The following is a 24,512-nucleotide window of genomic DNA, read 5'->3' on the forward strand; positions in this document are numbered from 1 at the left end:
CCCGCCACTGGCCGGTGCCAAGCGAGCTCCCCCGTGACCCGAACCCTGGACCAGGCAACCATCGAGCGCATCAATCAGCACCTGATGCGGACCAGAAGGGGTGACGCGCTGGGCGCCTGGTTCAACTTGATCTTTTACCTGCCCCCCTGCCTGTTCGGTATTTACCTGCTCGACGGACCGCTGTTTGCCAAGGTAATCCTGGGTGGCTTTATCTGTTTCCTGGCCGTCGCCTGGTGCCTGGTCAAGCGCACGAACAATCAACAGCGGCCAGCCAGTGATGTCAGCGGCATCGAGGTGCAACAACTGGAGGGTTACTTTGACCGCCAGAGGGTCCGTACCAGCACGGGCCTCGATTACAAGTACAGCTTCGGCAACTACACCCTGCACTTGCTGACCTTGCCCGGGAGTTTTTTCAGCGGCGATGACCAGTTGAAACTCAACCGCCGCTACCGGGTCGATGCGCTGTATCTCACTGAACCGGTCGCCTACGAAAGCGGCTACTACCTGCTGCGGGAAACCTTTCAGGAAATCACCGACGACAGCGACCTTTCAGCCGAACAGAAAGCACAGGTCGCCGAGCGTGAAACGCGCATCAACCAACAACTCGAAGCCCAATACAAGCGCCTCTACCGTATCTACCAAAACCCTCAGGGCGAATTGGAAGCCATAGGCGAAGGTTTCAACTTCGCGGCGTTTTTTCTCGGCGTGTTGTGGTCGTTCTCCGCACGCGTCGACAGAGCCACCTGGATAGCCCTCGCGGCACTGGGCCTGGCCCTGTTCGCCGCGTGGGCTGACGACAACTACCACTGGTTAACCCTCTGCCTGTTTATCATCGCCGCAGTCTTTGGCGCGTGTGGCAACCTGTGGCGAGAAAAACAGGCCCGAGACAAAGGCTTTGTCGAGGTCGACAGCGTGCTGTCCTGCAACCCGGATCAGGCCAAGGTCGCCTATAAACGCAAGATCGAAGAAGCCCAGTGGCACGTGACCGACCTCACTCCCGAAGGGAGCCCACAAAAGCCCGAGGCTTGCACTCAATGAGCAGCCCCGTGACCCGAACCCTGGACGCGGCAACCATCGAGCGCATCAACAAGCAATTGCTGCGCAACAATTACACTGATGTGGGGGAAGTCGGGGTGGTGTCGACCATCGTCCTGATCCCCTGCCTGATCCTTTTATCGCTGATGGACGGGCCACTGTTTGCCAAGGTCATCCTCATCGCATTTCTCTGCGCCCTGGCCGGCGCCTGGTACCTGGTCAAGCGGGCCGAAGCCCAGGAGCGGCCAGCGCCTGATGTCAGCGGCCTCGAGGTGCAACAACTGGAGGGTTATTTTGACTGGCAGCTCGCACGTCTAGGCGGCAGGCCCATTTTCAAATACAACTTCGGCCCCCACCACCTGCATATGGAGACCTCGGCCGCGAGTTTCTTCCATGGCGACGAGCAGTTGAAACTCAACCGCCGCTATCGGGTCGATGCGGTGTTTATCACCGGCCGGAGCTGGTACGACACCGGCTACTACCTGCTGCGGGAAACCTTCCAGGAAATCACCGACGACAGCGATCTTTCAGCCAAGGAGAAAGGGCTGGTCGCCGCGCGTGAAAAACGCCTCAACAGCATGCTCGAGGCTCGATACAAGCGCCTCCACCGTGTCTATCAAAACCCCCAGGGCCAACTGGAAGCGATTGGCGACGGCATCAACTTCGCGGCGTGCCTGTTTGGCGTGTTCTGGTTGTTTTTCGTCGGTCTCTACGGTCTCGCCTGCATTGCCCTGATGGTGCTGGGGGTGGCCCTGTTCGCGGTGATAGCTGACCCTGACAGCCACTGGTTTGCCCTCGGCATGCTCAGCATCGCCGTCATCTTTGGCGCGTGTGGCAACCTGTGCCGAAAAATGCAGGTGCGGCGCAAGGGGTTCGTCGAAGTCGACAGCATCGTCTCCTGCAACCCGGATGAGGCCAAGGTCGCCTATAAACGCAAGATCGAAGAAGCCCAGTGGCACGCGCCCGTCCACAACCCCGAAGGAAATTCGCAATGAGCGCATCGACTTACCACGGCGGTTGCCTGTGTGGACGCATCCGATTCCAGGCCCGGGGGCCTGCCGAGAACCCGCACACCTGCTCCTGCAAATACTGCCAACGGCACACCGGTTCGCTGACCGCATCCTGGGTCGAGTTCCCCCTTGAGCGGGTAAGCTGGACCGGCCCGGGCGGCGCGCCCTCCACCTTCAGGTCATCGGACTACTCGAGCCGGGCTTTCTGCGCGAGCTGCGGCAGTTCCCTGGGTGCGATCGACGATGCGCCGACCATCGCCCTGCTGCTGGGCTGTTTCGATGACAACCAGCACCCGGCGCTGATGCCCACGGCTCATTCCTACAGCGATGAGCGCCCTACCTGGTGGCATGTCGGGGACAGGCCATGAGCGAAACCGGCCTGGAATCCGCAGAAAAAATCGCCTCGCTGATCTGGACCTGGTACGGCCAGGACGAGTGGCGAAAAATCATTCTGGTGGGTGAACTGGCGCCGACCCTGGTGTTTTTGAGCAGCGATGCCAACGCCCAGCAGCAAGACATCGGCTGTTGCGCCGAATGCAACCTGTGGTCGCACTTCCTCGAATACCTCGACACCTTTGTGCAACGCTTTCCCGCGCACCTGCAACCGCAGTTGTGCCTGCTGCTGCGCAGGTTATTGAGCGCCTGCGAAGCCTTGAGCCCGGCCGCCTACGGCACCCTCGAGAGCAATGGCTTCGAAGACCCGCAATGGGCGCCGTTGCGCGAAATGGCCAGCGAAGCGCTCGAGCAGATGGGCTGGCCGGAGCTGGCCGAACACCTGCCCGCCCTGACCGACGACTGCCGCGCCGCCCTGCGCAAATGGCCGGACTGAAACACACCTTTTGATCGCCGGAGCCTGACATGAGCACACCCCAAGAACGCCTCTTCGCCCTGGCGCTGTACCACATGCGCCAGCAGCTGTCGCACAAGTTCGGCGCCTGCACCGACGGCGACCTGGGGGTCAGCCTCGCCGCCAACCTGGCGTATGCCCTGCACAACAACGCACTGGATGTACTCGAAGGCCGGGCCTTTGATATCGAACAAGCACTGGAAAGAATCGAAGGCATCGATCGCCTCCTGGGCACCCGCGACTGCCGCCAACTGGCCGAGCAGATCCGCACCGACCTCGCCGCCCAAAAACCCGACACCCTGTAGCGTTGCGTAGCCGCTGCCGAGCAGCGCGAGGCGGCGCTGGCCCTCGAGGACGCCGTGGGGTGTCAGGTACATGAGGCGGTGTTGGTGAGGGCCAGCGTCCGAACGCGGCCCGAGCCTTCGGCAGCCGCTACAAACCGCTGTTCGGCGTGCGTGGCAGTTCGCGTTTGTGGGCGGTGTTGCGGTAGGCGGTTTCGATGAGGGTGCGGCTTGGTTCGGTCACCGGGCGTCCCATCAGGTAGGCATCGATCTCCTCGTAAGTGCAGCCGTAGGCCTGCTCATCGAGTTTGCCGGGGGCCAGTTCCTCGAGGTCGGCGGTCGGCGCCTTGCGCACCAGTTGCGTAGGCGCGCCGAGTGCATCGGCCAGCAACCGGACCTGGGTCTTGGTCAGGCCGGACAGCGGCGCCAGGTCACAGGCACCGTCCCCGAACTTGGTGAAGAACCCCATCAACGCCTCCGCCCCATGGTCAGTCCCCACCACCAGGCCCTGGCTGAAGTTGGCGATGGCGTACTGCGCCAGCATCCGTGCCCGGGCCTTGACGTTGCCCTTGGCGAAATCCGTCAGCTCGGCACTGGGCCGCAAGCCCTCGATCTGAATGCTCGCCATCAGCCCATCGACACAGGCCGCAATGTTGCTGGTGGTGATCAGGTCCGGCTGGATAAAGTCCAGGGACGCCTGGGCATCGCGCTCATCGGCCTGGGTCTTGTACGGCAGGCGCACCGCGATAAACCGAGCCTCGGCGCCCTCCCCACGCAGCTGCTCCACCGCCAGTTGGCACAGGCGCCCGGCGGTCAGCGAGTCCACCCCGCCGCTGATGCCCAGCACCAGCGCCTTGCAGCCGGAGCCGCGCAACACCGACTTGATAAACTCGACCCGGCGGCTGATTTCCCCCTGCTCGCCGCCCGCCACCAGTTGCCGATCAATGCCCAGCTCCAGGGCAATCCTGTCTTGCAATTGCGTGCTCATATCCAGCTCCCGTTACTGATTATTCAGATCGACGTTGAACACCTGCGCCGCATAGCGCAGGAACGACACGTCCTCACAGACGTTCTTGATCGGGTCATCGGAGAACTTCACCACCGGCTCGCCGTGTACCCTCACCAGCTTCATCACGATGCTCAGCGGCTCGACGCCATCGACGTCGCAGGCCAGGCTGGTGCCCATGCCAAAACCGAACCGGGCCTTGCCCCGCACGTGACGCAGGATCGGCAGGCATTTCTCGAAGTTCAGGCCGTCGGAGAACATCAGGTCCTTGGTCCTGGCGTCGATACCCAGCTCTGCATAGCGCCCCAGCACTTTGTCGGCCCAGACGATGGGGTCTCCCGAATCCTGGCGCAAACCGTCGTACAGCTTGGCAAAGTACAGGTCGAAATCCTTGAGGAAAAAGTCGGTGCTGATGCAGTCGGTCAAGGCAATCCCCAAGCGGCCGCGGTACTCGTGCACCCAGTTCTCCAGCGCCGCATTCTGGCTCTCCCGCAAGCGGCCCAGTTGCTGGTGCACCATCAGCCATTGGTGAGCCATGGTGCCAATCAACGGCAGGTCGAACTCATAGGCCAGGTGCGCGTTGCTGGTGCCGACGAACACCCCGGGGAAGTCGCTGCGCATTACATTGACTACTTCGCGCTGGGCCCGGAACGACAGGCGCCGACGGGTCGAGAAATCCGAAACCCGCAACTCGGCGAGTTCTTCGCGGCTGGCGTTTTTTTCCAGCCATTCGAATTTCTGGTACAGCTTGCGGGTGACATCGGCCAGCTCCACATCCGGGTATTTGTCCCGGTTGCGCAACTCGCTGACCATCGCCAACACCGGCTGCTCGAACATGACGCAGTGCAGCATCGGCCCGCGAACCCGGATATTCAGCTGGCCGTCGACCTCCGAGACATGGATATAGCGCAGGTTGAAGCGAAACAGACCGAGGAACTGTTCGAAGTCCGGCGTCAGGTACTCGCGAAAGCGCTTGTTGAACAGAAAGCGTTGCTCACCTTCGCGCATCTGCAGGCCGGCGAGCTTTTCCAGCTCTTCGCGGATCTCCGGGATCAAGTGCCCGAGCCGCTCCTTGGAGCGCACGATAAACAGGTACTCGACTTCGACATTGGGGTGCTGGTGCAACACTGCCTGCATCATGGTGAAGGTGTAGTAATCAGTGTCCAGCAGGCTCTGGATGACGCCGTTGCTGCGATCGAATGCACTTTCCATGGTGGTTCCTTATGCGCTTGCCAGTTTGGCGGTCTGTTCACGGGTCTCGCCCATCGAGATACCCGCTTGCTGCATGTCACGAATGGCCTGTTCGGCGCCCGGCTCGCTGATGGCGCGACAGGCCGGCAAGTGGATGATCACCTTGAACCCGGCGGCGGCCAGTTGCAGGGCGGTGGTCTTGACGCAGAAGTCCAGGGCCAGGCCGCCGACTATCACCTGGGCCACACCCTGGCTGCGCAGGTACTCGATGACCCCGGTGGACAGCTTGCCGTGCAGGTCGTGGTAGCAGGCGCCGTAGGGGTGCAGGTCGGGTTCCACGCCCTTCCACACGAAGTAGTCGTAGTCATAGGGCGTCGGCAGCTCATCCAGCAGGGTGAACCCCTCGGTGCCGGGAACGCAGTGGCTGACCCAGGTAATGTCGGCATGTTCCAGGCCAGTGGGCTGGAGCATCTGCGAGTGCTCGGCCACGACCCACGGTGCTTGCGGGCTGTGGGCATCCTTGCTGCCGACCCGCAGGCCGGCCAGGCTCGCCATGAAGTTCAGTTCGCCACCGATGCGATCGCCACCGGCTACCGGCAGCTCGTCAGGGCACAGCGGGGTGAAGCTCTTTTGTGCATCGACATCGAAGGAAGCGGTTTTCAGGGTTGAAGCGTTCATGGCGGGTCTCTCCTCTGCATGGAACATAAGGTACACGTCATGTACTTTCATATCAACAGTTCGCGCCAACTATTTTTCATGCCGCTCACAACCGAGTATTGATTATCCAATACATGGGGCAACCTGAGGCATATCCCTTTGCAAAATTCGATGCTAAGGTACACGTCATGTACCAAAAGGGAGAGCCCACGATGTACGAGATAGCCCTTTATGGCGGTGCGTTCAATCCGCCCCATGCCGGCCATGCCCAAGTCATGGTCCAAGCCTCGCATCAGGCACGCCGGGTGCTGGTGGCGCCCAGCTTCCGCCATCCTTATGGCAAGCGCATGGCCGATTTCGAGCTGCGCATGAATTGGCTGCAAGCCATCGTGGCCCATGTGCAAAGCCGTTGTGCTGCCGAGGTCAGGGTGAGCCGCATCGAGCAACAGCTGGCGCGCGACGTTGAAGGCGCGATCTACAGTTACACCCTGCTCGATCGCCTGGCCGCCGGCCTCGACATCCCCGACAAGCAGATCGCGCTGGTGGTGGGCGAAGACGTGCAGGCCCTGTTGCCCAGCTTCTACCGCGGCGCCGAATTGCTGCAGCGGTTTTCCGTGCTCTGCGTCGAGGAACAGATCGGCGTACGCAGCACCGCCATGCGTGAACGCCTGGCCCAGGGTGAAAGCTTGCCCAGCCACTGGATGGCACCGGGCATGGATCCGCTAAACTACGGCCTCTACGCCGCCCACGGGAACTGACATGCAAGACCGCACCACCAAACAAAGCGCCTACCTGCACACCATCGACCTGTGTGTATTGCGCTACTGCCGGGACACCCAGGCGCTGGAAATCCTCCTCAACAAACGTGATGGCGAACCCTTCGCCGGGCACTGGGCCCTGCCCGGGATCGTGGTCAACGGCGACGTCGTCGACCTGAGCCTGGAGGACGCGGTGGAACGCCTGCGCGCCTCGAGCAAAGTCGACATGCCCCTGGCCTGGATCGAACAGGTCGGCACTGTCGGCGACGCCTTTCGCGACCCCCGCTGCTGGTCGTCCTCGACCTTTTACCTGGCCATCGTCAGCGACCCGGTGCCGCCGGCCGAGCACCAGGTATTCCAGCCCCTGAACGAGGTGGCCAGCGCCAGCTTCAAACTGCCCTTCGACCACAACCGCCTGGTGGCCGCGGTGCAGGAACGCCTGCTGTCGAAGTCGCTCTACAGCAGCCTGCCACTGATGTTTCTCGGCAACGAGTTCAGCGCCCCGGAAGCGGTGAGCATCTTTTCCCTGGTGCTGGCTCGCCCGGTACTGAAAACCAGCATCCGCCAACGCTTGCTGAAGATGAGTGAAGCCGGCCACCTGGCAGAAACCGGACGCAAGAAAAGCGGCGACGGTGGCCGCCCGCAAGCCACCCTGGCCAACCTCAAGCCTGCCCAGCTGTACCTTTTTGATCGCTGCTTTCTGGAGTAATACCGCGCATGAAGCCCGCTGACGAAACCCTGCTGCAAACCCCGTATTTCAAGGTCGTGCGTGAAAACGGCTACTTCATCATCAAGGAACCCCAGGCGGTGAATGGCGTGGTCGCCGTGCCGACCCTGGCCGATGGCCGCCTGATGCTGGCCCACCTCAAGCGCCGGGCCATCGGCGGCATGTCCCTGGAGTTTCCCCGGGGCGCCATCGACCCGGGCGAAAGCCCGCGTGACGCCGCCGTCCGCGAACTGCTGGAAGAAACCGGCTGGCAGGCCCGGGAGGTCAAGGACCTGGGTCTGTTGCACAGCAACACCTCGCTGATCGCCAGTGCGGTCGCGGTGTGCCAGGTGTTGATCGACGACCAGACTGCCGGCGACACCGACGGCGAAGTGGATGAGTTGCTGTGGGTGACCCGCCAGGAGCTGATGCACCTGATTGCCAGCGGCAAGATCACCGACGGCCATACCCTGTCGGCGGCCATGCTGCTGCTCGCCAGCGAGTCGGTCTAAGAACCTCCTCACGATCGAGCGAGCGACGCTCAAGGAAGCCATCTTTAACGCCCCCTGAGCCAAGTGCAGCGGATCGTGAACCGGTGCTAAGGCGCCCTACCCCACTTCTCCAGGGCAAACTCGACGAAACTGCGCAGCTTGGGCAACCGGTAGCGGTCCTGGGCGTACAGCAGGTGGGTCGCGCGCCGGGGCAGTTGGTAGCCCTGCAGCACCGCCACCAGCCGTCCCTGCTCCAGGTCTTCCTGGACCAGGGCGTCGGGCAGCATCACCACCCCCAGCCCGGCGCGGGCCGCCTGATACAAGCCGGCCGACGAGTTGATCACCAGCGAGCCGGACACCGGCACCAGCACCTCGCCCTCGGGCCCGCTCAGCGGCCACTGGCGGGCGGTGGAACTCCACTCATCCCCGGCCGGATAGGCGAATGCCAGGCAATTGTGCTGCTGCAGATCGCCAGGCGTCTGCGGCGTACCGCAGCGCCGCAGGTAGTCCGGGGCGGCGCAAATGGTCAGGGTGTAGTCCTGCAGCGGCCGGGCGATCAGCGCCGATGGCTCGAGATTGCCCAGGCGGATCGCCACGTCGAAGCCACTGTCGATCAAATCGTGGCGCTGGTTGGCCAGCACCACGTCGACCTTGACCTGGGGGCAGCGCTGCAAGAACTCGCTGAGGGCCGGCGCCAGGCGTTCGGTGCCGAAGGTCAGTGGCGCGGTGATGCGCAAGATCCCCGCCGGCTCGCCCTGGGCCTGCTCGGCCAGGCGTTCGGAGTCGGCCACCAGCCCCAGCACCGCGAGGCAGCGCTGGTAGTAATCGGCGCCGAACTCGGTGAGCCGTTGGCGGCGTGTGGTGCGATTGAGCAGGCTGACGCCCAGGCGCTCTTCCAGTGCCCGCACGTGGTTGCCGACCATGGTCGTCGACAGCCCGCACTCATTCGCAGCAGCCGTCATGCTGCCGCTCTCCACTACCTTGACGTACACCGACATCGCCAGGAACACATCCATTATCAAGCCCTGATTGAAGATCATTAAAGGTTTAGCGCGTTTATCCAGCAATGGTGGCCAAAGATACTGGAAAAACCCCACCCGAGATGGAGTTTCACCCCATGCCCGCCACCAGCCTGATGCACACCTACCAACCCCAGCCCCTGAGTTTCATCAGAGGGCTGGGCACCCGTCTCTGGGATCAGGCCGGCCGCGAATACCTGGATGCGGTGGCGGGCGTCGCGGTGACCGGTGTCGGCCACTCCCACCCGAAGCTGGTCCAGGCTATCAGCGAACAGGCCGGCTTGCTGCTGCACACCTCCAACCTCTACACCATCGACTGGCAGCAACAACTGGCGCAAAAGCTCACCGCCCTGGCCGGCATGGAGCGCGCGTTCTTCAACAATTCCGGGGCCGAGGCCAATGAAACCGCGCTCAAGCTGGCGCGCCTGCACGCCTGGAACAAAGGCATCCAGCAGCCCCTGGTGGTGGTCATGGAAAACGCCTTCCACGGGCGCACCCTGGGCACCCTGTCAGCCAGCGACGGGCCTGCGGTGCGCCTGGGGTTCGGCTGCCTGCCGGGGGATTTCATCAAGGTGCCGTTCGGCGACATCGTCGCCCTGGAACACATCGCCAGCGAATACGGGCAACGCATCAGCGCCGTGCTGATGGAGCCGATCCAGGGTGAAAGCGGTGTGCAACTGCCGCCGCCGGGTTACCTCAAGGCGGTCCGCGCCTTGTGCCATCGGCGCGACTGGTTGCTGATGCTGGATGAGATCCAGACCGGTATCGGTCGCACCGGCCGCTGGTTCGCCTGCCAGCATGAACAGGTGGTGCCGGATGTGATGACCCTGGCCAAGGGCCTGGGCAACGGCATTCCCATCGGCGCCTGCCTGGCCCGGGGCAAGGCCGCGCAACTGTTCACCCCCGGCAGCCACGGCAGCACCTTTGGCGGCAATCCCCTGGCGTGCCGGGTGGCCTGCACCGTGCTGCAGATCATCGAGGAGCAGGGCCTGCTGGCCAACGCCCGGCGCCAGGGCGAGCAACTGCTGCAACGCTTGCGCAATGAACTCAGGACCCATCCCGAGGTGCTTGAGGTGCGCGGCCTGGGGCTGATGATCGGCATCGAACTCAAGCGCCCGCAGCCTGACCTGGTGGGGCTCGCGGCCCGCGAACAAGGCCTGCTGATCAATGTCACCCGGGGCCAGACCATCCGTTTGCTGCCGCCCCTGGTGATCGATGCCGACGAGGTGGAACTGATCGTCCAGGGCCTGTGCCGGGCTCTGGGTCGAGCCTGAGCACGGCGCCTTACCTGGATTGCAGCACCGCCTCCCCGGCCTTGGCCGGCAGGCGCAAAGTGCCCAGCAACGCCAGCAAGGCGATCAGCGCAACCCACAGAAAGCTCAGCTGAAAATCCGCAGTGGCGGCCTGCCCATCATTGCCATGGGCAGTCATCGCCAGACGCAGCAGCAAGGCACCAATGGCCACCCCCAGGCCCATGCTCAGCTGGAAAAACATACTGAACAGGGTCGAGGCATCGCTCATCTGCACCTTGGGCACATCGGCAAATCCCAGGGTGTTGAACGCGGTGAACTGCATCGAGCGGGACAAGCCGCCGACAAACAGGATCAACATAATCAGCGGCCACCCCATGCGCGGCTCCAGCCAGGCGCAGGCGGCAATCGCCAGGGCGCCGAGAATGCCGTTGACCAGCAGCACCGGACGAAACCCCCAGCGCTGCATCACCGCCGTGGTGAAGGGTTTCATCGCCAGGTTGCCGGCAAACACCGCCAGCACCAGCAGCCCGGCATCCAGCGCCGAAAGCCCGAACCCGAGCTGGAACATCAGCGGCAACAGAAACGGCAAGGTGCTGATGGCGATGCGAAACAGCGAACCGCTGAACAGGCTGACACCAAAGGTGCGCACCCCGATCACCGCCAGGTGCAACAGCGGCTCTTCACGGCGGCGCATATGGGCCCAGGCCAGGGCCGCCAGCAGCAGCCCGGCACCGGCCAGGATCAGCCCCGGCCACCACTGGGCGCGCCCCAGGCCGAGCAGCTCGACCCCATACAGAATCGCCGCACAGGCGCCGCCCACCAGCACGAAGCCAGCCAGGTCGAAGCGGCGCGAACGAAGCTCGTCGCGCTTGGGCAACAGCACCAGGGCGGCGATCAGGGCCAGCAGGCCGAGGGGCAGATTGAGGTAGAAGATCCAGGGCCAGGAGGCATGGGTTACGATCAACCCGCCCAGCGGCGGCCCCAGGATCGGCGCCACCAGGCCCGGCCAGGTGATGAATGAAATCGCCCGCACCAGGTCCTTCTTTTCAGTGACCCGCAACACCGCCAGGCGCCCCACCGGGACCATCATCGCGCCACTTATGCCTTGCAGCACCCGGGCCGCGACAAAGGTCTGCAGGCTGTCGCTCAAGCCGCACAGCAGGGACGAGACACTGAACAGGACGATGGCCGAACCGAAAACCCAGCGCGAACCAAAGCGATCGGCCAGCCAGCCACTGATGGGAATAAACACCGCGAGCGCCAGCATGTAGGCGCTCATGCCGATGTTCAGGTCCACGGCGGCCACGCCAAAGGTGCGGGCCATGTCCGGCAGCGCGGTGGCGATCACCGTGGCGTCGAGGTTTTCCATGAAAAAGGTCACCGCCACCAGCAGGGCGATCAGGGTGGAGCGGCGTGAAGACATGGGAGGCGGTACCTGGCCAGAGAAACGAATGGCCTAAGGTACCCGATGGGGTTGGTTGCCGGTCAAGGGGCGCACGGCCTCGCCCCTGCCCGCGTTTGGCGTTCAGTCATCCAGGGGCTTGGCCGGGCCCGCCGGTTTCGCGGCCTTGCCCGCTTTGCCGGCGTGGGTCGGCTTGGCTTCGGGTTCCGGGGCTGGCGCGGGGGCAGCGGCTTCTTTTTCCGCCATGGGCATCTGGTCGATGGTGGCGAAGACTTCCTTGAGTTCAATGGCGCCGGAGTGTTCGAGCTTCTTCTCGCCGTCCTTGCCCACCAGGATCACCTTGGTCTGGGCCCCCGCCCCGAGCTTGAGGCTGCGGATCAGGGCCATGGTGGATTGCGGATCGAGGTCCTTGCCGTCGCGCTGGCCCATGGTGTTGATCACCGTGTAGAGCACCATGTTGCGTTCGGTAAAGGCCTGGCGATTGGCCGGCTCGTCCAGCGACTTCTTCAGGCTCATCAGTGTCGGATCGACGCTGCTGGGGGCGATGACTATCAGCGGGCGCGCCTTGCCCAACTCCTGGGCCAGCGGGCCGTCATTGTCGGCGGCCAGCAGGGGACCGGCGACAGCAAGCAGGGTTGCGAGGGTCAATGACCGAATGAACATGCGTCTCTCCTGTTGATTTTCCACGTTCTAATGATTGCGCATTGCGGGAAAAGGTCCAGGCCGCGACTCAAAATCTGACATTTTAATCGGCCAAAAGCGCCTTCCCGGCCTGAATCGACGGCAGCGCCTGGCCCACGAAATCGATAAACGCGCGCACTGCCGGGGCCATCTGCCTTTGGCTGAAGTAATACAGATAGAACCCGGGAAACGCCGGCGTCCAGTCGGCCAGCAGGTGCACCAGCCGCCCCTGCTCCACCAGGGCCTGGACCTGATGGGCGAATACATAGGCGATACCGGCCCCTGCCAGCACGATTGGGGTCAGCAGTTGCGGATCACTGACCACCAGGGCGCCCTCCACCGCCACTTGCAATGAGCGGCCACGCTTTTCGAACTCCCAGCGATAGACGCTGTTATCGGTCGGCCAGCGGTAGGACAGGCACTGATGCCCGCGCAGGTCCTGGGGAGTGCGCGGTGTGCCATGGCGCTGCAGATAGCCGGGGGCGGCCACCACCATCATCCGCAGCTCACCGCTCAGGCTCAGGGCGTGCATGTCCTGTTCCAGGCACTCGCCGAGGCGGATGCCGATATCAAAGCCGCCGGCGACGATGTCCACCAGGCGGTCGTCGACCACCACATCCAGGCTGATCAGCGGATGGGCCTGCATAAACCCGGCCAGCAGCGGCGCCAGGTAATGCACCGCGGCGTCCCGGGTGCTGTTGATTCGCACCCTGCCGGCCGGCACTGCGTGGGCTGCGCCCATGGCCGTCGCTACCGCCGCATCGATATCGGCCAGGGCCGGCCGCAGCCGATCCAGCAGGCCACTGCCGATCTCGGTCAGGCTCACGCTGCGCGTGGTTCGGTTCAACAGACGGGCGCCGAGACGCTCCTCCAGATGACGGATCGTCTGGCTCAGCGCCGAGGCCGAAACGCCCAGATGGGCCGCCGCACGGGCGAAGTTGCCCTGCTCGGCGACTGCGACGAATGCCCGCAGCTCGGCATGTTCACTGCCACGCATTATGTATCTCCAGCTTAATAAGCCATGGCGATACTACGGTATTCTCTAATCAATCCAAGGGTGAAATCCTGGCGCTTCCGCTATCTATCGAGGAGCTCCAGGACCATGGGCAGGTTTGAAGGGAAACGCATTCTGATTACCGGCGGCACCCGCGGCATGGGCCACGCCGCCGCCCAAAGCATCATTGCCGAAGGCGGAGAAGCCTGGGTCACCGGGGTCGATCCACAGCGGGTGGAAGCCGTTGCCGCAACCTTGGGCGCCCATGGCCGAGCCCTGCGCAACGACGCCGCAGCCGCCGACACCGGCCAGGCACTGGCGAACTGGGTGGCCGGCGCCGGCTTGCTCGACGGCCTGTGGCTGAATGCCGGTTACGCCGAGCTGGGGCCGCTGGAACAGGTCGACGCCCAGGCGTTCGACCGCATGCTGGCGACCAATGTACGCGGCCCGGCCTTGCAGTTGGCGGCCCTGTCGCCGCTGCTCAAGCCGGGGGCGTCGGTACTGGTAAGCGCCTCCAGCTCCGCCTACGAAGCCGCCGCCATGGCCAGCCTGTACGCCGCCAGCAAAGGCGCGCTGGTGTCCATGGCTCGCTGCTGGGCCAGTGCCTTGAGCACACGGCGGATTCGGGTGAACGTGCTGCTGCCAGGGCCCATCGCCACCGGCTTTCGTGATTTTCTCGGTCCCCAGGCGCAGCAGGACTTTGATCGACACATCACCCGCCAGGTGCCGCTCGGACGCATGGGCAGCGCCGATGAAGCGGCAGCGGTGGCGTTGTTCCTGCTGTCCGATGCCGCCTCGTTCGTCACCGGCAGCCAGTACCCGGTGGATGGCGGGCTGATGATGCGCTGAGCGCCCGTTACTGCAACTGCCACTCCAGCCCTTTGAAGCCGGCCAACCGGTATTCACCGGCCTGCGGCTTGAGGGTGCGCAGCAACTCGTCGAGGCTCGCCGTCGTCAGGGTCAGGGTCAGCAACTGGTCTTCGATCTGCAACTGGTCCTGCTCCCCGGCCACGAAACGCAGTTGCCAGTCGGCCCCCGCCACCAGGAACGGCTTGCCGAATGGCAGGCGCAATGGCAACAGGGCCAGCAGTTCATCGGCTTGGCGCGCCGCCAGGGTGATGCGGGTCTGGTTCGAGCGCAGCAGGCGTTCCTGCTGGGTCACTTGCAGCAGGTCGGTGTACAGGTAGCCGCTGGCGGATCCGTCGCGGCTCAGGCCTTCGGCAATCTGCTGGCGAACCTGGCCCCGGTCGAGCAGCGACTCACGCTCAAGATCGGTGATCCAGAGCGGCATATAAGGCAGCAGAACATCCAGTAGCTTGTGGGTGCGCCAGCGCTTGGCGGCCTGCTCTTCGTCATCGGTCAGGCCCACCACCTGCAGGAACTTCAGGCTGCCATTGGCGGTGTCCAACTCGGGCAATTGCGGGTCGCTGATAAAAGCCATGGAGCAGATCTGCGTCGGCTGGTCGCGAGCAATCGGACCGTTGGCCGGCATCCAGTCGCCATCACGGAACACATTGCCGCTGCCGAATACGTAGCGCGCCAGGTTCTGCAAAAAGTTCATCGCCCAGGTCGGCGGATGGGCTTCATCCGCGGCGCAGGCCAAGCGAAAAGTCAGCTCGAAACCAAAGCCGCTGGTCTGCGCATTATCGTTTTCCTTGGCGTACAGCTCGGAAAAGCCGTAGGTGATGAAGTGCCAATGGGGCAGCGGCTCCAGGTTCTTGTAGACGCTGATGCCGTCCAACGGATCGTTGCCGCCGAGGCTATAGGAAATGATGGTGCCGAAATGCTGGGGTTCCTGGCCGGGATACAGCGCTTCCAGGCGCTGGGAAATCCCGTCCCAGCCCACGGTCGATGGCAGCTCGTCTTGCTCGAGGGGGGTGTCGGACATCATGTCGCTCCTTGGGGTCGATCGTACGGGTCCGCCTATTGACGGCATCGACGGTGAAAAGTGCCGGCAATCTTAACCTGCGGCCCCTGGGTCGAGCACGGGCGTGTCCCAACAACTCGCGCAGATCGACCCGAACCCGGCCACCCATAAAGTAAACAATTGCATTACCCGAGCACCACAAAAGTGCAACACAACTGTGCAACGCCCATGAACAACTTACGAACGGTAATTGCCAACAATTGCCAGGGAAAGTTGCTGTTCAATCAATAAAGACTGACTCAGCTCAATCGCTTCATTTCAAACTTTTGTTAATCGAAGTTCCTCCTCCAGTGCCAGCCGCCAATTGCCTGACGCCAGATAATACGCACCATTCACACGCCAGGCCCGAGACGTGCGGCGCGGAATAAACCACGCGATTAAACAAGCCGATTGGCACTCCTTATATAAGCCCGATACAGCGTCAAACTGGCTTGTTCTATAAGCATCGGCCGCTCTATAGTGCGCGCTGCATAAAAAAACCCGTTCAAGAAGTGGCCGCGCAAGGACCGCACTGCACTTCCTGAAACAGTCCGCGGCTGCCTGGATATTTCGCAATGAAACCTGCCTCCCCATGATCCCGTTATTGGTCTGTGATGATTCGAGCATGGCCAGGAAGCAGGTGCTGCGAACCCTGCCCAGCGAATGGCGAGTGTCCGTCACTCAGGCCTGCAACGGCCAGGAGGGGCTTGAGGCATTGCGCCAGGGGCTGGGCCAGGTGGTGCTGCTGGACCTGACCATGCCGGTGATGGATGGCTATCAGTTGTTGAGCGCGGTCCAGGCCGAAGGAATCGAGGCGCAGATCATTGTGATCTCCGGTGATGTGCAGGAAGAAGCCATTCGCCGGGCCCGCGAACTGGGCGCCCGGGCCTTCCTGAAAAAACCCTTCGACCCGGACCAGTTGCGCGCGCTGCTCGGCGAACTGCGCCTGCTCGACGGCACGGTCCAGGTCCCGGCCCTGGCGCCCTCCCCAGCCCCGCAAGTGACCTTTCGCGACGCGTTCCGCGAAACGGTCAACGTATCCATGGGCTACGCCGCGGCGCTGATCGCCAAGGTGCTCGAAGTGTTCGTGCACCTGCCGATTCCCCACGTCAATGTGCTCGAAGCCGGCGAGCTGCAGATGCTGCTGGCCGACGCCAACCGCGCCCAGCAACTGACCGCCATTTGCCAGAGCTACATCGGCAGTGGCATCGCCGGCGAGGCCTTGCTGATGTTCTATGACTCGGAGGTCGCCGACATCGCCAAGCTGATGGAGCACGGCACCGCCGAGTACCAGGAAATGGAAGTACTGATCGACCTCTCCAGCGTCCTGATCGGCGCCTGCCTGAGCAGCATCGCCGACCAGCTGGATGTGTTCTTTTCCGTCGGCCACCCGCAGGTGCTGGGGGAGCAGACCTCGATCGATGAATTGATCCGCCTCAATCAGCAACGTTGGGCCAAGACCCAGGCCGTGGAAATCAGCTACAGCCTCGAAGAACAGAACATCCACTTCGACCTGTTGCTGCTGTTCACCGAAGGCTCCATGGAGCTGCTGGAGCAAAAACTTTCCTACCTGATGAGCTGAGCCCATGCGCAACCGAATGGATTTTAGTGAGCTGCACTGGCTGCTGGCGATCGTCCAGAGCATTGACGTCGGCATCGTGGTCCTGGACCTCGAATGCCAGGTCCAGGTGTGGAATAGCTTTATGGAGAACCGCTCCGGGGTGCAGTCCAAGGACGCCATCGACCGCTCGTTCTTCGAGCTGTTTCCCGAGGTCGACCAGGAGTGGTTCAGCCGCAAGCTCGGCCGGGTGGTGGCCCTGGGTACCCCGGCCTTCACCATCTGGAAGCAGCGCCCGTACCTGGTGCGGTTCAAGAACTACCAGCCAATCACCGGCCAGGGCGAGTTCATGTTCCAGAACACCACCCTGCTGCCGCTGCGCTCGTCCAACAGCGAAATCCACCACGTGTGCCTGGTGATCTATGACGTCACCGATGTGGCGATCAACAGCCAGGCCCTGCAAGGCGCCAATGCCCAGTTGCAGCACCTGTCGCGCACCGACCACCTGACCCAGCTCTACAACCGTGGGCACTGGGAGCAGAGCGTGGAGTTGGCCTACCAGCGGCAGAGCCACGGCATGTCCCTGGTGATGCTCGACATCGATCACTTCAAGTCGATCAATGATCGCTACGGCCACCCCGCCGGCGACGCCGTGATCCGCCAGGTCTCGACCCTGATCCGCCAGCACGTGCGTGCAGGTGACGTGGCCGGGCGCTATGGCGGCGAAGAGTTCGCCCTGCTCCTGCCCCACACCGACCATGACGGCGCCTGCAAACTGGCCGAGCGCCTGCGCCAGGCGGTCGAGCACCAGGAAGTCATTTATCAGGACCAGAGCATCCGCTTCACCATCAGCCTCGGTGTCGCCAGCCTCGACCGCCCGACCCAGGACCACCGCTGCCTGATCGGCTGGGCCGACCAGGCGCTGTACGCCTCGAAACATGCCGGACGCAATCGGGTGTCCAGCTACACGGGCTGACTCCGGGCGCCAAGTGCGGCGCCGGGCTAAAAAAAAGCCCGGGCTGCGGATAGAGTGCGCCAGCTCGCGGTCCACATTGGCTGCATCAATGCGACCTCTCCCCTGAATTGCCGGAACAAGGAGTCCTCTGGCCATGGCCGATCCTCGAACAGCCTCCCCTCAACAGCAGTGGCACAACGCCGTACTGCAATACACCCGCGCCATCAACCAATACGTGCAAGACGGCATGGCCCAAGGTTGGGACGGGCTCGAAGAGCCGACACTGCCGGAAACCGAACACCTGCTGAATGCCTGGCAAGCCGCCCTCGAAACCCTCAACCAGCAACCCCGGGATGCCGCCGCATTCGCCGCCTGGCGTGAAGAGTGGCCGCCGGCGCACTTCCCGCTGCATTCGCGCCTGGAGCAGGAGGGCCGCTCGATCCCGGCCCTGGCACTGCTGGACGACGGCACCCTGCTGGCACGCATCGGCGCCCCCTATGAAGGTGGCCATGTGGTGCATATCGACGGACAGCACATTGAAAAGGTCAGCCAGGGCGAGTTCTTCGGACGTTGCCCGCAGCGCCGATTCTTTGCCTGGTCGGTACCCAGCGGCGTGCGTGTTACCGACGGCTGGAATGGCCCGCAAGTGGCCGAGTTTCCCTGGCCCACCGGGCGTGAAGGCTTGCCGGACAGCCTGGTACTGGAAGAAGAGGCGCAAATACTGCCCAGCGCGCTGATCCCCTTCCCCGATGGCCAGCGGGTGCTGCTGGTGAGTTCGGACGGGATCTTCGTGCTGCACGCCGAAGGCGCCACCCGGGTCCTGCGGCGCCCGGAAGAACTCGACAAAGACCTGGCCGACGGTGTCGCCCCCGATGACCTGGCCGTGGGCCTGTCCATGGAGCACGGGGCGATCTCCCCTGACGGCCAGTGGATCGCCATCGGCGAACAGTGCGGGCATCACCTGGTGCTCAACGCCCAGCTGGAGGTGGTGGCCGAGGTCGGCCCGGCCGGTGAATATCCGCACTTCGCGATGTTCAACCAGGCCGGCGACCGACTGATCCTCAATGCCTGCCACTTCTACAACGGCGGCACCCTGGGGGTGGCGGTGGCTGATCTGCCGGGCCTGCGCACCGACTTTTACAGCGATGACCCCCGTACCCCGGTGTTGCAGGAAGGTGCCCGGGTCTATGCCGGTGCGGCCCGCCACGATGAGTTCATCGTCGGCGACGCCTACGGCTACCTGCGCGCCTTCAGTGAAACCGGCGAGGAGCGCTGGCAGCACTATGTCGGCTCGTCCTTCAGCGCGATGGACATCAGCCCCGACGGCAAGACCCTGGTGGCGGCCACCTGCGCCGGGATCATCGTGCAGATCGACCTGGATACCGGGCGCCCGCAATGGCAGATCGGCACCGGCGATCACCACGAAGTGCGGCGCTGGATGTTCTGGAAGAGTTTCGCCAAACCCCTGGTCTGCTAAGCCCCGGCCGGCGCGCGGCGGTTGCCGCCCGCGGGCCGGAACAAGGGCACCCTACAGGGTGTAGGCAATCCCCATCTGCACCGTACGCGGCGCGCCCGGGTAGGCGTAGACGTTGCCGAAGGCACCTTCGTCATAGTCGGCGTTGAACAGGTTCTTCACGTCCAGGTTCAGGCGCACGTGCTGGTTGAGCTTGTAGTAGCTGAGCAGGTCGAACACCCGGTAGCTGTCCATGCTGAAGGCGTTGGCCGCGGTCTGCCCGGCGCGTTCGGCGACATACTTGGCTCCCAGCCCCAGGCCCAGGCCCTTGAGCCCGCCGTCCTGGAACTCGTAGACATTGAGCAGGCTGAAGCTGTTGCGCGGAATGTTCAGCAGGCGGGTTCCCGAGGCCAGGCGGTTGTCTTTGGTGACCTCGGCGTCGACATAGGCGTAGCCACCGATCATCCGCCACTCCGGGGTCAGGTTGCCGGCCACGTTCAGGTCCAGGCCACGACTGCGCACTTCGCCGGCGGCGACGCTGAACGTCGAATCCACCGGATCGGCCGTGAGCACGTTGCGCTTTTCAATCTGGTAGAGCGCCGCATCCACACTCAACTGGCGCTCCAGGGCCTCCCACTTGACCCCCACCTCATAAGACTTGCCCTCCTCCGGCTTGAAGCCGCCACCGGTACGCGCCGCGCCGGTGTTCGGCTTGAAGGAACGCGCGGCGTCGGCATACACCGCCACGGTCGGCGTCAGGTTGTAGAGCAGGCCGGCGCGCGGGGTCACCGCGTTGTCGCTGTTGGTCCAGCTCGGCGTGCCGGCCAGGTAGCTGTCGTAGTCATGTTCGAAACGCTCGAAACGCGCCCCTACCAGCGCCTTGAAGTTCTCGGTCAGGCTCACTTGGTCCTGGATGAAGGCGGCGTAGGTCTTGAGGTTTTCCTGGTCATGGGTGGTGGTGCGGGTCAGCGCCGGACGGGCCTGGCCGTAGACCGGATCGAAGATATCGGTGGGGTAACTGATGCCGCCCGCGGAGCGCTGGATGATCGACTGGTAATCGTAGTCTTCGTACTCGACGCCAGTGAGCAGGGTGTGCTCGAAACCCGCCAGGGAGAAATGCCCGGTGAGGTTCAACTGGTAGTCGCGGTCACGCCACTCCAGCTTGCGGTAGTTGAAGTTGCGCCCCAGGGTGCGCCCGTCGGCGGCAATGCCATTGGCCTCGATGCCGTTGCCGGCCAGCGAGCCGTCGAGGATCTGCGCACCGCCACCCAGGGTCCAGTCGTCGTTGAGGAAATGCTCGAAGCGCAACTGGCCCATATTGTTGTCGTTGTGCAGCTTGCCGATGTCCTTCTCGCCAAAGAAGGTCTCGCGCGAGGCCACGCCGATCTGCGCCGGATAGCGGGTCACGCCGCGATCCAGGGGCGCATTGTTGCGCATGAAGTCCCCCTCGAAGGTGATTTTGGTGCGATCGTCGACCTGCCAGCTGAGCACCGGGGTCACGCCGTAGCGCTCGGTTTCCACATGATCGCGGAAGGTATCGCCGCCCTCACCGATGACATTCAGGCGGTAGGCGAAACGCCCTTCCTGGTCCAGCGGCCCCGAGGCGTCCAGGGTGCCACGGCGCATGCCCTGGTCGCTGAGCTGGCTGCCCAGGGTCACCGCCGTCTCTTTCAGCGGCTGCTTGGACACCACATTGAAGGTGCCGCCCGGATCGCCACGACCATAGAGCATGGTGGCCGGGCCGCGCAGCACTTCCAGACGCTCGATGGTGTTGGCGTCGGGCATGTTCGGGTAGCCGCGGTTGATCGGGAAGCCGTTGCGGTAGAACTCGCCGGTGGTAAAGCCGCGCACAGTGAAGGTGGTCAGGCCCTGGCCGCCGAAATTGTTCGCCCGGCCCACGCCGCCGGCGTAGTCCAGGGCATCCTGCAGGCGCGTGGCGCCGAGGTCTTCCACGGCGTCGCGGGTGACCACGCTGATGGACTGCGGGGTTTCATGAATCGAGGTGTCGGTGCGGGTGGCGCTGGCGGAACGGGTGGCGCGATAACCCTGGACCGGACCCTGGGCCTGCTCTTCGGTGGTGCCGTTGATATCAATCGCCTGCAGCTCGATTGTCGACCTATCAGTGGCTGCCGATTCAGCCCAGGCGGCCTGGGAAATGGCTTGGATCACACACAGAGAAACCAGAGTTCGACGCATCAACGGACTGCCCTTAAAGAGATGCCGGGCACAACAGGAGCCCGACAAGAATTGGTATCGAATATTATCAATACTCATTCTCATTTGATACTTTTTATGGTTACTTTGTCCTACAAAAATACCGTTGTGCCATCACTCGAACCCTGATATCGCGCGCCTGCCAAGACCGCTGGCGAGCGTGTCTTGCCCGGCGTCTCAGGCGTTCCCGGCAGAGAACCAGGCCTCGATTTTGAGGTTTTCCGGATCGTTGATGGCGGCCAGGTACTCGTCGAGGGTGACTTCACCGACACAGGCCCGGGCCCCGGGTTGCGGCACGTAGCCGTCGAGCAGTTTGCGGGTCAGGGCCACGGCGGCGCAGCTGGGAATCTGCGGCCCCTTGTCGTTGGCGGCGGTCAGTTGTGCGGTCATGGCCAGGGGTTGGCCGTCGACGTCCTGCCCCTGAACGTCGATATACATCGCGCTCTGGCCGTCGCCGAGTTTTTCGAACCACAGGCCGCACCGGTAGAGCCGGGCCGCCCAGGCTTGGGTCGAACGCACCAGCCCGAACCGCACCGCCTGGGCCAGCAGCGCATTGGCCAGGCCGGCGATCTTCAGCCCGGCGCCGGCCTTGAACACCAGGGTGTGGGCGCCGTAGCGCTCGGCGAACAGGTCCAGGTCCGGCACGTCGACGTTGGCCAGCAAGCGGCTGCCCAGGTACGGCATCTTGCGCAGGGTCAGGCCCTGCCAGGCGATCACCGGGTACGGTCGGCCGTCCTTGAGTTGCTGGATCGGCTTGCCGGCATAGGCCAGCACGCCTTCGATGGTCGACAGGCCGGGCATTTTCGCCGAGGAGGAAATACCGTGTTCGATGCGTTCGATACGGGCAAAGCGCGCCCGATGCTGGTCGATGATCGCCGCCGCCAGGGTCGGCACCGAGCTGCAGCCGCTGAGCAGCGTGACCCCGGCCTCGCGCGCCGCCTGGTCCAGCACGCCGATGCCGCCGACAAAGGTCCGGCAGTCGGCCAGGTCGCAGTAATTGACCCCGGCCTCGATACAGGCCCGAGCCACGGTGTAGGGCTGGCCCTGGAAGGGCCCGCCGGTATGGATCACCAGCTCGATGCCCAGGCTGCCCAGGGCCGCCGTGAACTGGGGCCCCATCGCATCGCCGCACCAGCTGCTGCAATCCTGGGCGCCTTGCTGGCGCAGTTCGTCGAGCTGTTGCGCTAGCTTTTGCCGGTTGCGCCCCGCACTCACCAGGCTCACGCCCGGCATCTGGCCCAGATGACGGCAGACGATGCTGCCGAAATTTCCGTAACCACCGATCACCATTACCTTCAACGTCATCTATGACTTCCTTGCATCAGTGGCTCAGACGGTCCCTTTTCTGGCTTGGGGGCCGGCGCGCGGGAGCTTCTCCGATTTATCCGGCAGGGGCAAGCACAGTCGCCCTCCCGGGCCGGAAAGTGCCCGTTTTTAGCCCGGAAAAATCCGACTGACCTACAGACTGAGAAAAAAATCCAATGCCGCTGCGGCATAATGCTATGCAAACTCGTCATCATCCCGACTTTAAGAGCGTGATAGCCTTCCGCTCCTCTGTGGCTTCGTACAACAAACCTGCCTGTTCGCTTCGAACACCCGCGCAGGATAAAGAAGCCTTGTACATGCTTGCTTCGATCTTCTCTGCCCAGCTCAGCGTTTCACTCTGGGTCTATCCACTACAGACCTTCAGGAAAACCGACAGCAAATATTGACTCGGCCCTAGTGTCGGCACCTTTTCGTTTCAAATTCGGAGCTGTTATGTCCAGGCTTTCCCATCAAGATCTGCGCCGCGCCTTCCGTGAACTCATGGCCTCCAACGCCTGCTACCACACCGCTTCAGTCTTCGACCCGATGTCCGCGCGAATCGCCGCCGACCTGGGTTTTGAAGTGGGGATTCTCGGTGGTTCGGTCGCCTCGCTGCAGGTCCTGGCCGCACCCGACTTTGCCCTGATCACCCTCAGCGAATTTGCCGAACAGGCCACCCGCATCGGCCGCGTCGCCCAACTGCCGGTACTCGCCGACGCCGACCACGGCTACGGCAACGCCCTCAACGTGATGCGCACCGTGGTGGAACTGGAGCGTGCCGGCATCGCCGCCCTAACCATCGAAGACACCCTGCTGCCGGCCCAATTCGGCCGCAAGTCCACCGACCTGATCTCGGTCGCCGAGGGCGTGGGCAAGATCCGTGCGGCACTGGAAGCCCGGGTCGACCCGGAGCTGTCGATCATTGCCCGGACCAACGCGGCGATCCTGCCGATCCAGGAAATCATCAGCCGCACCCAGCATTACCAACGGGCAGGCGCGGATGCCATCTGCATGGTCGGCGTGCGTGACTTCGAACAACTGGAGCAGATCAGCGAACACCTGACTGTGCCGCTGATGCTGGTGACCTACGGCAACCCGGCCCTGCGCGACGACGCACGCCTGGCCGAACTCGGTGTGCGCATTGCAGTCGACGGCCACGCCGCCTACTTCGCCGCGATCAAGGCCACCTACGATTGCCTGCGCGAACAGCGCCAGATCTTCACCCAGGCCTCGGACCTGAGCGCAACGGAACTGGCGCACACCTACACCCAGCCCGAGGACTACATCGTCTGGGCCAAGGAGTACATGAGCGTCAAGGAGTAATCAGCGGGCCACTGCCTTGCCGAGTGCACCCTCGACACAATCGACAATCTGGCCAATGGTCCAGGGCTTGCGGATAAACGTCACCGGCTGACGAACCCCGGAACTCTCCGGCGTTTCGTAGCCGGACATCACCACCACCGGCATCGCCGGCCAGTGTTCCCCCACCAGGTTGGCCAGGCTCGCACCGTTGAGCCGGCCGGGCATGGTGATATCCGTCAGCAGCAGGCACACCTCATCGGCGTGCTGTTGAAGAAAATCCCACGCCAGGTCGGCACTGGCGCACGCCTGAGTGGCAAACCCTTCGTCCTGCAGAATCTCGCACAGGAACTCCAGCACCGTCGGCTCGTCCTCCACGATCAGGATCAATCGGCGGGCGGTATCGGCGCGGGTGGACGAGGCTGGATTCATGAGATTGTTGCTCCCTGACTGCATGGACGACTGAGCGGATGAACGACGCTATCTGCTCT

25 protein-coding genes are annotated in these 24,512 nt (G+C 63.5%); 14 read left to right on the top strand and 11 right to left on the bottom strand.

Annotation, left to right across the window (positions count from 1 at the left end; all coding sequences use genetic code 11):
* Nucleotides 1-33: 33 nt before the first annotated feature.
* The 5 genes from AC19YX_RS04140 to AC19YX_RS04160 are packed head-to-tail and all read left to right on the top strand — an operon-like array spanning nt 34 to nt 3,197.
* On the top strand, nt 34-1,038 hold the full coding sequence (locus tag AC19YX_RS04140) for a DUF2628 domain-containing protein (protein ID WP_201130541.1): 1,005 nt from the start codon (nt 34-36) through the stop codon (nt 1,036-1,038).
* A gap of 8 nt (nt 1,039-1,046) precedes the next feature.
* Nucleotides 1,047-2,030: a DUF2628 domain-containing protein gene (locus AC19YX_RS04145; RefSeq protein ID WP_238596198.1), complete on the top strand. Its 984-nt coding sequence runs from the start codon at nt 1,047-1,049 to the stop codon at nt 2,028-2,030.
* Nucleotides 2,027-2,413 (top strand): GFA family protein, encoded by a 387-nt coding sequence (locus AC19YX_RS04150; RefSeq protein ID WP_078472546.1) that lies wholly within the window; start codon nt 2,027-2,029, stop codon nt 2,411-2,413. The genes AC19YX_RS04145 and AC19YX_RS04150 overlap by 4 nt, the downstream gene beginning before the upstream one ends.
* The gene (locus tag AC19YX_RS04155; protein WP_078472547.1) at nt 2,410-2,874 is read left to right on the top strand and encodes a hypothetical protein; all 465 of its coding nucleotides are present in this window, start codon (nt 2,410-2,412) and stop codon (nt 2,872-2,874) included. Before AC19YX_RS04150 ends, AC19YX_RS04155 begins: the two co-directional genes overlap by 4 nt.
* 29 nt (nt 2,875-2,903) lie before the next feature.
* Nucleotides 2,904-3,197 (top strand): hypothetical protein, encoded by a 294-nt coding sequence (locus AC19YX_RS04160; protein ID WP_078472548.1) that lies wholly within the window; start codon nt 2,904-2,906, stop codon nt 3,195-3,197.
* Between the two features lie 127 nt (nt 3,198-3,324).
* Here AC19YX_RS04160 and nadE read toward each other — a convergent pair whose 3' ends face one another.
* From nadE to AC19YX_RS04175, 3 genes are read right to left on the bottom strand one after another with little or no spacing between them, the layout of a single operon-like run.
* A complete protein-coding gene (gene nadE, locus AC19YX_RS04165) occupies nt 3,325-4,161 on the bottom strand; it encodes an NAD(+) synthase (protein ID WP_500605718.1) in 837 nt (278 codons plus the stop codon).
* A gap of 12 nt (nt 4,162-4,173) precedes the next feature.
* A complete protein-coding gene (gene pncB, locus AC19YX_RS04170; RefSeq protein WP_500605719.1) occupies nt 4,174-5,391 on the bottom strand; it encodes a nicotinate phosphoribosyltransferase in 1,218 nt (405 codons plus the stop codon).
* A gap of 9 nt (nt 5,392-5,400) precedes the next feature.
* Nucleotides 5,401-6,048 carry a nicotinamidase gene (locus tag AC19YX_RS04175; RefSeq protein WP_500605720.1) on the bottom strand — a complete coding sequence of 216 codons (648 nt, stop codon included), beginning with the start codon at nt 6,046-6,048 and terminating at the stop codon, nt 5,401-5,403.
* 191 nt (nt 6,049-6,239) lie between these two features.
* Between AC19YX_RS04175 and AC19YX_RS04180 the strand changes: the two genes are divergently transcribed.
* Genes AC19YX_RS04180 through AC19YX_RS04190 form a run of 3 tightly spaced genes read left to right on the top strand, consistent with a single transcriptional unit; the run spans nt 6,240 to nt 8,003 of the window.
* On the top strand, nt 6,240-6,785 hold the full coding sequence (locus AC19YX_RS04180) for an adenylyltransferase/cytidyltransferase family protein (RefSeq protein ID WP_078472551.1): 546 nt from the start codon (nt 6,240-6,242) through the stop codon (nt 6,783-6,785).
* 1 nt (nt 6,786) lies between these two features.
* Complete coding sequence (locus AC19YX_RS04185) at nt 6,787-7,494, top strand: NUDIX hydrolase (RefSeq protein ID WP_500605721.1); 708 nt, start codon at nt 6,787-6,789, stop codon at nt 7,492-7,494.
* A gap of 8 nt (nt 7,495-7,502) precedes the next feature.
* On the top strand, nt 7,503-8,003 hold the full coding sequence (locus AC19YX_RS04190) for an NUDIX hydrolase (RefSeq protein ID WP_500605722.1): 501 nt from the start codon (nt 7,503-7,505) through the stop codon (nt 8,001-8,003).
* A gap of 86 nt (nt 8,004-8,089) precedes the next feature.
* On the opposite strand, the gene AC19YX_RS04195 is transcribed toward AC19YX_RS04190, so the two are convergent.
* On the bottom strand, nt 8,090-8,998 hold the full coding sequence (locus tag AC19YX_RS04195) for a LysR family transcriptional regulator (protein ID WP_078472729.1): 909 nt from the start codon (nt 8,996-8,998) through the stop codon (nt 8,090-8,092).
* A 101-nt stretch (nt 8,999-9,099) separates the two neighbouring features.
* Here AC19YX_RS04195 and AC19YX_RS04200 point away from each other — a divergent pair, with 101 nt between their 5' ends.
* Complete coding sequence (locus AC19YX_RS04200) at nt 9,100-10,275, top strand: aspartate aminotransferase family protein (RefSeq protein ID WP_500605723.1); 1,176 nt, start codon at nt 9,100-9,102, stop codon at nt 10,273-10,275.
* Nucleotides 10,276-10,285: 10 nt separating this feature from the next.
* Here the strand turns inward: AC19YX_RS04200 and AC19YX_RS04205 are convergent, their stop codons facing one another.
* The 3 genes from AC19YX_RS04205 to AC19YX_RS04215 form a co-directional block, all read right to left on the bottom strand.
* A complete protein-coding gene (locus AC19YX_RS04205) occupies nt 10,286-11,677 on the bottom strand; it encodes an MFS transporter (RefSeq protein ID WP_500605724.1) in 1,392 nt (463 codons plus the stop codon).
* A 102-nt stretch (nt 11,678-11,779) separates the two neighbouring features.
* A complete protein-coding gene (locus tag AC19YX_RS04210) occupies nt 11,780-12,319 on the bottom strand; it encodes a DUF4174 domain-containing protein (RefSeq protein WP_078472556.1) in 540 nt (179 codons plus the stop codon).
* Between the two features lie 82 nt (nt 12,320-12,401).
* Nucleotides 12,402-13,334, bottom strand: coding sequence for a LysR family transcriptional regulator (locus tag AC19YX_RS04215; RefSeq protein WP_500605725.1), 933 nt, complete (start codon nt 13,332-13,334; stop codon nt 12,402-12,404).
* Between the two features lie 105 nt (nt 13,335-13,439).
* On the opposite strand from AC19YX_RS04215, the gene AC19YX_RS04220 reads away from it, so the two are divergent.
* Nucleotides 13,440-14,180, top strand: coding sequence for an SDR family oxidoreductase (locus AC19YX_RS04220; RefSeq protein WP_500605726.1), 741 nt, complete (start codon nt 13,440-13,442; stop codon nt 14,178-14,180).
* Nucleotides 14,181-14,187: 7 nt separating this feature from the next.
* Here AC19YX_RS04220 and AC19YX_RS04225 read toward each other — a convergent pair whose 3' ends face one another.
* On the bottom strand, nt 14,188-15,219 hold the full coding sequence (locus AC19YX_RS04225) for a suppressor of fused domain protein (RefSeq protein ID WP_500605727.1): 1,032 nt from the start codon (nt 15,217-15,219) through the stop codon (nt 14,188-14,190).
* A 610-nt stretch (nt 15,220-15,829) separates the two neighbouring features.
* Between AC19YX_RS04225 and AC19YX_RS04230 the strand changes: the two genes are divergently transcribed.
* The 3 genes from AC19YX_RS04230 (at nt 15,830) to AC19YX_RS04240 (ending at nt 19,227) form a co-directional block, all read left to right on the top strand.
* The gene (locus tag AC19YX_RS04230; protein ID WP_078472560.1) at nt 15,830-16,819 is read left to right on the top strand and encodes a response regulator; all 990 of its coding nucleotides are present in this window, start codon (nt 15,830-15,832) and stop codon (nt 16,817-16,819) included.
* A 4-nt stretch (nt 16,820-16,823) separates the two neighbouring features.
* A complete protein-coding gene (locus AC19YX_RS04235) occupies nt 16,824-17,771 on the top strand; it encodes a sensor domain-containing diguanylate cyclase (protein ID WP_500605728.1) in 948 nt (315 codons plus the stop codon).
* A 133-nt stretch (nt 17,772-17,904) separates the two neighbouring features.
* Nucleotides 17,905-19,227, top strand: a complete 1,323-nt coding sequence (locus tag AC19YX_RS04240) for a hypothetical protein (RefSeq protein WP_500605729.1) — start codon at nt 17,905-17,907, stop codon at nt 19,225-19,227.
* Nucleotides 19,228-19,278: 51 nt separating this feature from the next.
* Here the strand turns inward: AC19YX_RS04240 and AC19YX_RS04245 are convergent, their stop codons facing one another.
* Both AC19YX_RS04245 and AC19YX_RS04250 read right to left on the bottom strand, forming a co-directional pair.
* Nucleotides 19,279-21,399: a TonB-dependent siderophore receptor gene (locus AC19YX_RS04245; protein ID WP_500605730.1), complete on the bottom strand. Its 2,121-nt coding sequence runs from the start codon at nt 21,397-21,399 to the stop codon at nt 19,279-19,281.
* Between the two features lie 195 nt (nt 21,400-21,594).
* Complete coding sequence (locus AC19YX_RS04250) at nt 21,595-22,722, bottom strand: saccharopine dehydrogenase family protein (RefSeq protein WP_500605731.1); 1,128 nt, start codon at nt 22,720-22,722, stop codon at nt 21,595-21,597.
* Between the two features lie 453 nt (nt 22,723-23,175).
* Here AC19YX_RS04250 and AC19YX_RS04255 point away from each other — a divergent pair, with 453 nt between their 5' ends.
* Nucleotides 23,176-24,045 carry an isocitrate lyase/PEP mutase family protein gene (locus tag AC19YX_RS04255; protein WP_020298836.1) on the top strand — a complete coding sequence of 290 codons (870 nt, stop codon included), beginning with the start codon at nt 23,176-23,178 and terminating at the stop codon, nt 24,043-24,045.
* On the opposite strand, the gene AC19YX_RS04260 is transcribed toward AC19YX_RS04255, so the two are convergent.
* Nucleotides 24,046-24,453: a response regulator gene (locus AC19YX_RS04260; RefSeq protein ID WP_500605732.1), complete on the bottom strand. Its 408-nt coding sequence runs from the start codon at nt 24,451-24,453 to the stop codon at nt 24,046-24,048.
* Between the last annotated feature and the right edge of the window lie 59 nt (nt 24,454-24,512).

The organism is Pseudomonas sp. MF09150, from assembly GCF_059862355.1.

Bases quoted from the DNA above. Each gene is read 5' to 3' on its own strand.
- AC19YX_RS04150 (WP_078472546.1), top strand. From the start codon at position 2,027: ATGAGCGCATCGACTTACCACGGCGGTTGCCTGTGTGGACGCATCCGA.
- AC19YX_RS04155 (WP_078472547.1), top strand. From the start codon at position 2,410: ATGAGCGAAACCGGCCTGGAATCCGCAGAAAAAATCGCCTCGCTGATC.
- AC19YX_RS04160 (WP_078472548.1), top strand. From the start codon at position 2,904: ATGAGCACACCCCAAGAACGCCTCTTCGCCCTGGCGCTGTACCACATG.
- nadE (WP_500605718.1), bottom strand. From the start codon at position 4,161: ATGAGCACGCAATTGCAAGACAGGATTGCCCTGGAGCTGGGCATTGAT.
- pncB (WP_500605719.1), bottom strand. From the start codon at position 5,391: ATGGAAAGTGCATTCGATCGCAGCAACGGCGTCATCCAGAGCCTGCTG.
- AC19YX_RS04175 (WP_500605720.1), bottom strand. From the start codon at position 6,048: ATGAACGCTTCAACCCTGAAAACCGCTTCCTTCGATGTCGATGCACAA.
- AC19YX_RS04180 (WP_078472551.1), top strand. From the start codon at position 6,240: ATGTACGAGATAGCCCTTTATGGCGGTGCGTTCAATCCGCCCCATGCC.
- AC19YX_RS04185 (WP_500605721.1), top strand. From the start codon at position 6,787: ATGCAAGACCGCACCACCAAACAAAGCGCCTACCTGCACACCATCGAC.
- AC19YX_RS04190 (WP_500605722.1), top strand. From the start codon at position 7,503: ATGAAGCCCGCTGACGAAACCCTGCTGCAAACCCCGTATTTCAAGGTC.
- AC19YX_RS04195 (WP_078472729.1), bottom strand. From the start codon at position 8,998: ATGGATGTGTTCCTGGCGATGTCGGTGTACGTCAAGGTAGTGGAGAGC.
- AC19YX_RS04200 (WP_500605723.1), top strand. From the start codon at position 9,100: ATGCCCGCCACCAGCCTGATGCACACCTACCAACCCCAGCCCCTGAGT.
- AC19YX_RS04205 (WP_500605724.1), bottom strand. From the start codon at position 11,677: ATGTCTTCACGCCGCTCCACCCTGATCGCCCTGCTGGTGGCGGTGACC.
- AC19YX_RS04210 (WP_078472556.1), bottom strand. From the start codon at position 12,319: ATGTTCATTCGGTCATTGACCCTCGCAACCCTGCTTGCTGTCGCCGGT.
- AC19YX_RS04215 (WP_500605725.1), bottom strand. From the start codon at position 13,334: ATGCGTGGCAGTGAACATGCCGAGCTGCGGGCATTCGTCGCAGTCGCC.
- AC19YX_RS04220 (WP_500605726.1), top strand. From the start codon at position 13,440: ATGGGCAGGTTTGAAGGGAAACGCATTCTGATTACCGGCGGCACCCGC.
- AC19YX_RS04225 (WP_500605727.1), bottom strand. From the start codon at position 15,219: ATGTCCGACACCCCCCTCGAGCAAGACGAGCTGCCATCGACCGTGGGC.
- AC19YX_RS04230 (WP_078472560.1), top strand. From the start codon at position 15,830: ATGATCCCGTTATTGGTCTGTGATGATTCGAGCATGGCCAGGAAGCAG.
- AC19YX_RS04235 (WP_500605728.1), top strand. From the start codon at position 16,824: ATGCGCAACCGAATGGATTTTAGTGAGCTGCACTGGCTGCTGGCGATC.
- AC19YX_RS04240 (WP_500605729.1), top strand. From the start codon at position 17,905: ATGGCCGATCCTCGAACAGCCTCCCCTCAACAGCAGTGGCACAACGCC.
- AC19YX_RS04245 (WP_500605730.1), bottom strand. From the start codon at position 21,399: ATGCGTCGAACTCTGGTTTCTCTGTGTGTGATCCAAGCCATTTCCCAG.
- AC19YX_RS04250 (WP_500605731.1), bottom strand. From the start codon at position 22,722: ATGACGTTGAAGGTAATGGTGATCGGTGGTTACGGAAATTTCGGCAGC.
- AC19YX_RS04255 (WP_020298836.1), top strand. From the start codon at position 23,176: ATGTCCAGGCTTTCCCATCAAGATCTGCGCCGCGCCTTCCGTGAACTC.
- AC19YX_RS04260 (WP_500605732.1), bottom strand. From the start codon at position 24,453: ATGAATCCAGCCTCGTCCACCCGCGCCGATACCGCCCGCCGATTGATC.